This window comes from Pseudonocardia sp. ICBG1034 (assembly GCF_020131375.1).
In the GTDB taxonomy this organism is placed as follows: domain Bacteria; phylum Actinomycetota; class Actinomycetes; order Mycobacteriales; family Pseudonocardiaceae; genus Pseudonocardia; species Pseudonocardia alni.
In genome coordinates, this window is record NZ_JAHLEK010000024.1 from 198,258 (window position 1) to 204,257 (window position 6,000).

Here is a 6,000-nt window from a genome sequence, read left to right on the forward strand (position 1 = left end):
TCGGTGGCCCCCACGCGGAGTCGTCCCCGCGCCCGCGGGGGTGGTCCCGTCATGCGCACCCCGCTCGGCTCGATCGTGGTGGTCGTCCCTGCGCCCGCGGGGGTGGCCCCCGCGCGACGTAGCGGGCGATGTGGTCGCCGCCGTCGTCCCCGCGCCCGCGGGGGTGGTCCCGTCACCCTGGACCTGTCGAACCCGACCGACCAGTCGTCCCCGCGCCCGCGGGGGTGGTCCCTCCAGGTCGAGCTCGGCGGTCGCCGGGTGAGGTCGTCCCCGCGCCCGCGGTGGTGGTCCCGCCCTGCAGGCGGCGCAGCAGGCGCAGACGGAGTCGTCCCCGCGCCCGCGGTGGTGGTCCCGTGCGCAGGAGTGTGCGCACAGCGCCGGCCTCGGTCGCGATCAGGCCGCCGGCCGCGACGTCCCATCGACGGCGTCGTCCAGGCTGGCGTGGAACGTAGGCATCGTGTGAGCCGGTTGCTGCCGAACCGGACACCGCGGTAGCTTCTGGAGACCGACCTACCTGATCCGCAGGGGAGTCAGCGCGCTATCGCGCGTCTCCAGCCAGGAGGTCGCACCCATGAACGCCGACCAGCCCGACCTGTGGCGCTCCCAGGGCAGCCCCACGCCGATTGTGCTGTGGGACATGCTTGACGGTCCGATGCCGCGAGGGCTTCTCGGTGTCGGTGACCCGAACGTCCACCTCGTCGAGGACCGGTGGACCCTGTTCGTCGGCGGCTTCACCACCACGTTCCGCAACCGCCTGTTCCGCGCGCACCTGGTCGACGAGGCGACCGGCCCCGGCGGTCCATGGCGGCTCGACCGCGACCCTCGGGGCCGGGCCCGACCGCTGGCCGCCGACCCGCCGAAGGGCAGTTGGGACGCTGCCGGCATGCACACCCCGAGCTACGTCCCGCCGGCTGCGGGCAACGGCGCTCGGATCTATTACTCGGGCCGGGCGAACGCCAAGCTCTACGGGCCCGGGAGCAGGTACGCGATCGGCGTGTTGGAGCACGTCGACGGCCAGTGGCAGCGGCGCGGAGCGCCGGTGCTGGAGGGCAGCGCCCCGAGGTGGAGCGTGCTCGAACCGCGCGTCGTTCATTCCGGGGGTCGCTACCGGATGTGGTACCAGGCCAACCCGCACGAGATCGGTCCCGGCGAGCACCCCGACTACGAGCTTCAATGCGTCGAGAGCGAGGACGGCCTGACCGGTTGGACACCGCCGCGTGTGTTCGCCGGGCCGGACGAGGGCTTCTTCGACATCGCGATCGCGCCGCGCGGCGACGGGTGGGTGATGCTGCTGGCACGAGGGTCCGACCTGCACGACACGGGCGGTTTCCCGCCGCAGGGCCTCTGGTGGAGCACGGCGGCGCGTCCCAGCGCCGAGCGCGCGGACTGGTCGCGACCGAGGCGGTTCCTCGACACCGACGCGCCGGGTACTCCCGTCTGGATGGCCCGCGGAACCTACGGACCGGGGCTCGCGTTCGATCCTGCCGCCCCCGATTGCGTCACGGTGCTGCTGACGGGCGTCCGGGACGCCCCGCGGTGGCCCCGCCTGATGCTCGGGCGGGTCGCCCGGCTGCGTCGCCCGCCGGTGCCCGCACCGTTCTACCTGTCGGTGGCTTCTCTGATGCTTGATCTGCCGACCTGCTGATCGATGCGCTTACACGGCCGGAGTCCAGATCGGCGTAGGGCACAGTGCGCGGGACCCCGACGGTGCGGCCGCGCCGGATCGCGTCCACCACGTCGTGACGCGGATGTTTCTGCGACCGCGACGAAGCAGGTGTGCCTTGCACTGGCCTCAACAAGTCCGCGTCGCGTACTCGAGTGTGTACGCGTCCGGGTACGCTGGGCGGTGTGTGGGTGCCCGAGGTGTTGTCATTTCGTGAGTTCCGTACGGCGTTGGCGGCGACGTTGAAGCGGGTGCAGGAGCCCGAGGCCGAGCCGGTGTTCGTCGGTGCTCATCGCAAGCCCGAGGCGGTGGTGATGTCGGTGGCGCGCTACGAACAGCTCATTGGGGCCGCGCAGCGCCGCGCCGATGTCGACGAGGCACTCGCCTCGGTCCGCGCCGAGGGCCTGGAGCCGAGCGCGGAGGGTCTGGCGTTGCTCGACGGTGTCGCTGCCGGCTCGTTGAGCACCGGCGAGGCTCGTGAGCGTGTCCTGGCCCGCTACCGCCGTTGACCGGCCCGGACCCCTACCTCGACCTCGCCACCGGCGTTCTGCGGAACCGGCTGGGGATCACCGATCCGGGAGAACTCGCCCAGGCCGAGGCCGAGCTCACCGCGCTACGCCTGATCGAGCTGCGCCAGGCGCCGCTGCCCGGACGTTACGACCTGGACCACCTGCAGGACTTCCACCACCACATCTTCAGCGACCTCTACGACTGGGCCGGTCAGCTGCGCACCGTGTCCATCGGCAAGGGACAGCTGTTCTGCCTCCCTCAGCACCTCGAGACCTTCGCCGCCGACATCTTTGACCGCCTCCACTCCGAGCAGGTGCTGCGCGGGCGTGACCTCGACGGCTTCGTCACCGGCCTGGCCGAGCTGCTGGGCGACATCAACGCCCTGCACCCGTTCCGGGAGGGCAACGGGCGCACCCAGCGGGCGTTCCTGGCCCAGCTCGCCCACGACGCCGGCTACGAGCTGCGCTGGACCGCGATGGACCCCGCCGAGAACAACCGCGCGTCTGCGCTCTCGCTGGCCGGTGACACCACCGCCCTGCACACCATGCTCGCCCGCCTCATCAGGCCACTCCGTCAGCCACCCCAGTCACGGCCGGCATCCACCGACAGCTGAGCAGCGCCTCCGCCTCGACCTCGGTCCGACTCTCGAGGGGCCGTGCCACTTATGCCGAGTTGACAACGCGTTCCTGTCAGTTTGTCCACCGCGCCTGACTTGGTGCGTACAGAATTGTCGGCCCCCTGCCGCACACTGAGCCTTATCCCCGGTGCTGTGCGAGAGGACCGTGATGTCAGACCCCGTCATCGTGGCAGGAACCGCCCTGTCCCGTGAGCTTCAATTAGCGTTCCGCAACGCATGCGGCGCCCGCCGGAGCGAGTGGGTCGAGCGGGAGAACGAGGCACTTACCGCCCTGCGGATCCTGGCCACCTACCTCGCCTATCATCCGGGAAGCGCCACCGCCCGGGCCATCACGACAACGCTGGCCCGCAGTATCGCTAATCCGGGGGAAGGCATGTCTCCCGTAGAGCATGCACTACCCTTGGCGGCAAGTATCAATACGGTAGAGGGTGACACAGTGGCGCGAGTTGAAACGGTACAGCTGATCGATGACCTCGACGGCGCGGCCGCTGATGAGACCATCGCTTTCGCCCTCGACGGGAAGCAGTTCGAGATCGACCTCAATATGGCCAACGCAGCGACGCTCCGGGACAAGCTCGCCCCGTTCGTTTCCGCCGCGCGAACCGCAGGAGGCAGCCGGCGCGTACGCCGTCGCGAGACTGCCGCGGGGGCGGGCTCGACCGAGGCTCGGCGCCACAACCAAGCGGTGCGTGTGTGGGCGCGAGAGAACGGATACGCCGTCTCCGAACGGGGTCGTATTCCTGCCGAGGTCGTCGAGGCCTACCGCGACCACGACTCGAGCAACTCACTGTCCGCGCCGGAGAAGGCCGCGCCGACGACGCGGCCACAGCCCGCCCAGTTCAGCGGATAGTCCCGCACAGGTCTACGTCGACGGCACTTGGCCGATGAGACGCAACACCGTGGAGCGGTCTGCTTCCGCGTGGCTCTCGCTCATCCAGCACGCTGCACCGCTACGGCTCCGCGGGCCCGTGCTCGCGAGCATCCCGGGCTTGTCCGAGGGCTCCCAGGGCGTCAGCTCCGCACACCTACGAACAGGCCGCGCCCGGTCGGCCCGCCCGGTACGTAGCGCACCGAGCATCCGGCGTCGGCCAACGCGTCGCGGTAGGCCTGCTCCGGCCACAGGCTGAGGATCTCGATCTCGGCGAAGTCGGAGATGCCGTTCTCGTCAGCGACGACGAACCGCAGCTCCATCCGGGTCTTCCCGTCGACCAGGGTGGAATGCGAGACCCGGGTGATGGTTCTGTCCGGGCCGCGGCTCAGATCACCGGCCACGTAACCGTCGATGAGTCGCTCGGAACCACCAGGGCTCGATCACGAGCACACGCCGGGCATCCCGGCCAACTAGACCCCGCCAACTACTCAGAACAGATGACTCCACTCAGTTGCCGTTAACGCGGCATCTGGCCTATCGACATGCTCGGCGACACCACCTCGTCAACTCGTCGGGAGGCGCCATGAACACCCTCACCCGCACCCTCGCCAGCCTTGTCGTCGGCGTCACCCTCGCCGCCGGAGCCGGCGTCGCCTGCTCCACCCCCCACACCACCGATGGCTACGTCGGCGAGATCCGCGACGCCATGAGCGAGCAGGAGAACTCCGGCGCCTCCGACCAGCAGATCATCGGCACCGGCCGCATGATGTGCTCCATCCCCGGGGCGCTGGACACCGTCAACACCGCGGAGTCCGACGCCACCCCCCAGTACGCCAGCTTTGTGGAAATCACCCGCGGCTACTGCGACGTCCTCGGCACCGACACCAGCAATGCCTTCGCGCCCCTGCCCGGCACCGGCACGGACCCGGCCGCCGAGACCGCGATCGCCCCGGTCGCGCCGTCCCCGATCGCGATCGGCGCGCCGAACGTCCTGAACTACGGCGGCCAGGACACCGCCACCTGGACCGTCAACGGCGTCGACTGGTGCGAGGGCTACCTGCGCATGGACATCACCCTGAAGACCTCGGACCTGTACGTGCCCGGCCAGGACCACATCTTCATGCGCACCCAGTGGACCGACACCGGCGGCATCACCCACGACAACGCCGGCATCATCGCCCCCTCCTGTGGCGAGGAACTGCCCGAGGGCTACAGCACCCAGCCCGGCAAGACCTACCGCGGCGTCCAGACCTTCAACATCCCCCAGGGCCAGTTCGCCAGCCTGGACATCTACGGCTCCGACGACCGCCAGCACGTCTACACCGAGCAGAGCTGAGCCCAGACGATGAACCCGCAGCCGCCCTACCCGCAGCACCAGTTCCAGCAGTGGGCGCCGCCCGCCCGTCGCGTCTGGCCGTGGGTCCTGCTCACCGCCGTGCTCGCCACGGTCGTCACCGCCACCATCACCGTCCTGACGATGCTGCTCGTCGCGCCGGCCGGCGCCGACAACCCCGACCCGCTGCAGGTGGCCGCCTTCACCCAGAACGCCGGCACCGACCTCTACGGGCGCGGGATCTGGACCGACGACGCCCTCCTGCAGATCGGCCTCGCCGTCTGCGACATGAACACCGACGGCCTGCACGAGGCCCAGCAGATCGACCAGCTCAAGTCCCGATGGGGCGGCCTCGACGACTTCGACACGATCACCCTGATGCACCACGCCAACGCACGGCTGTGCCCCGACACCGTGCCGTCATGAGCACCGCCCCGTGCCCGGTCGCCGTCGCGTGCTGGTCCTGCCGCGCCACCGACGGCCTCCGCGCCCTGGTCGCCGCTAGCCCCGCCGGGCCGCTCTGCTGGACCGCCTGCCCGCGGTGCGCCGGCGGCGGAGTCCGCCTGCGTATCACCGGCGACGCCGCGCTGCGCCTGGCCCGCGAGCACCGCGAGCACGCCGGACCAGACCGGGCGTAGCCGCCTCAGCCGACAGCGCGCGCCGCGCCCGGTTCGCCCGGACCATGCCGAGGACTCCGACGACGAGAACGACCAGGATCGAGCCGGCCCCCACAGCCGCCGTCACGATGCCGGTCGGCCACCCCGCCGACGGCGCCGCGATCGGATAGGCGATGCACACACCCACCAGCACGTAGCCGGCGCCGGCTGCCGCGAGCATCCACGGGGCAGCCGCCTGGTGACCGACCCGCGCACGCCTCGTCCGACGCGACGGTGGCCTCAGTCTTGATCCCCGGGGTCCTGCCCATCTTCAGCGTGCCGGCACGCCCACGACGGCCGATGTAGTGCGAGAGAACCGACACCAGCACA

The 6,000-nt window shown here is 70.6% G+C and carries 7 protein-coding genes, 1 pseudogene and 1 CRISPR repeat array (1 of these 9 cut by a window edge); of the genes and pseudogenes, 7 read left to right on the forward strand and 1 reads right to left on the reverse strand.

Going from position 1 to position 6,000, the window contains the following annotated elements:
* Window positions 1–354: direct repeats of the CRISPR family, unit length 29 nt; unit sequence GTCGTCCCCGCGCCCGCGGGGGTGGTCCC (it extends 1,017 nt beyond the left edge of the window).
* 217 nt (window positions 355–571) lie between these two features.
* The 4 genes and pseudogenes from KPF22_RS30595 to KPF22_RS30610 all read left to right on the forward strand — a co-directional run.
* Window positions 572–1,645 (forward strand): hypothetical protein, encoded by a 1,074-nt coding sequence (locus tag KPF22_RS30595; RefSeq protein WP_224404003.1) that lies wholly within the window; start codon window positions 572–574, stop codon window positions 1,643–1,645.
* 209 nt (window positions 1,646–1,854) lie between these two features.
* Window positions 1,855–2,172, forward strand: coding sequence for a type II toxin-antitoxin system Phd/YefM family antitoxin (locus KPF22_RS33470; RefSeq protein WP_224404004.1), 318 nt, complete (start codon window positions 1,855–1,857; stop codon window positions 2,170–2,172).
* Window positions 2,169–2,786 (forward strand): Fic family protein, encoded by a 618-nt coding sequence (locus KPF22_RS30605; protein ID WP_224404005.1) that lies wholly within the window; start codon window positions 2,169–2,171, stop codon window positions 2,784–2,786. The genes KPF22_RS33470 and KPF22_RS30605 overlap by 4 nt, the downstream gene beginning before the upstream one ends.
* A 460-nt stretch (window positions 2,787–3,246) precedes the next feature.
* Window positions 3,247–3,573: pseudogene (locus KPF22_RS30610) on the forward strand (Lsr2 family protein); the annotation flags it as partial.
* 248 nt (window positions 3,574–3,821) lie between these two features.
* Here KPF22_RS30610 and KPF22_RS30615 read toward each other — a convergent pair.
* The gene (locus KPF22_RS30615; RefSeq protein ID WP_224404006.1) at window positions 3,822–4,082 is read right to left on the reverse strand and encodes a hypothetical protein; all 261 of its coding nucleotides are present in this window, start codon (window positions 4,080–4,082) and stop codon (window positions 3,822–3,824) included.
* A 182-nt stretch (window positions 4,083–4,264) separates the two neighbouring features.
* Here KPF22_RS30615 and KPF22_RS30620 point away from each other — a divergent pair, with 182 nt between their 5' ends.
* The 3 genes from KPF22_RS30620 to KPF22_RS30630 are packed head-to-tail and all read left to right on the forward strand — an operon-like array spanning window position 4,265 to window position 5,652.
* A complete protein-coding gene (locus KPF22_RS30620; RefSeq protein ID WP_224404007.1) occupies window positions 4,265–5,017 on the forward strand; it encodes a hypothetical protein in 753 nt (250 codons plus the stop codon).
* A gap of 9 nt (window positions 5,018–5,026) precedes the next feature.
* The gene (locus tag KPF22_RS30625) at window positions 5,027–5,440 is read left to right on the forward strand and encodes a DUF732 domain-containing protein (protein ID WP_224404008.1); all 414 of its coding nucleotides are present in this window, start codon (window positions 5,027–5,029) and stop codon (window positions 5,438–5,440) included.
* The gene (locus KPF22_RS30630) at window positions 5,437–5,652 is read left to right on the forward strand and encodes a hypothetical protein (RefSeq protein ID WP_224404009.1); all 216 of its coding nucleotides are present in this window, start codon (window positions 5,437–5,439) and stop codon (window positions 5,650–5,652) included. The genes KPF22_RS30625 and KPF22_RS30630 overlap by 4 nt, the downstream gene beginning before the upstream one ends.
* The last annotated feature ends 348 nt before the right edge of the window (window positions 5,653–6,000 follow it).

What these genes read in the sequence shown, in the direction of transcription:
- KPF22_RS30630 (WP_224404009.1), top strand. Translation starts at nt 5,437, where the DNA reads ATGAGCACCGCCCCGTGCCCGGTCGCCGTCGCGTGCTGGTCCTGCCGC.
- KPF22_RS30595 (WP_224404003.1), top strand. Translation starts at nt 572, where the DNA reads ATGAACGCCGACCAGCCCGACCTGTGGCGCTCCCAGGGCAGCCCCACG.
- KPF22_RS30625 (WP_224404008.1), top strand. Translation starts at nt 5,027, where the DNA reads ATGAACCCGCAGCCGCCCTACCCGCAGCACCAGTTCCAGCAGTGGGCG.
- KPF22_RS30620 (WP_224404007.1), top strand. Translation starts at nt 4,265, where the DNA reads ATGAACACCCTCACCCGCACCCTCGCCAGCCTTGTCGTCGGCGTCACC.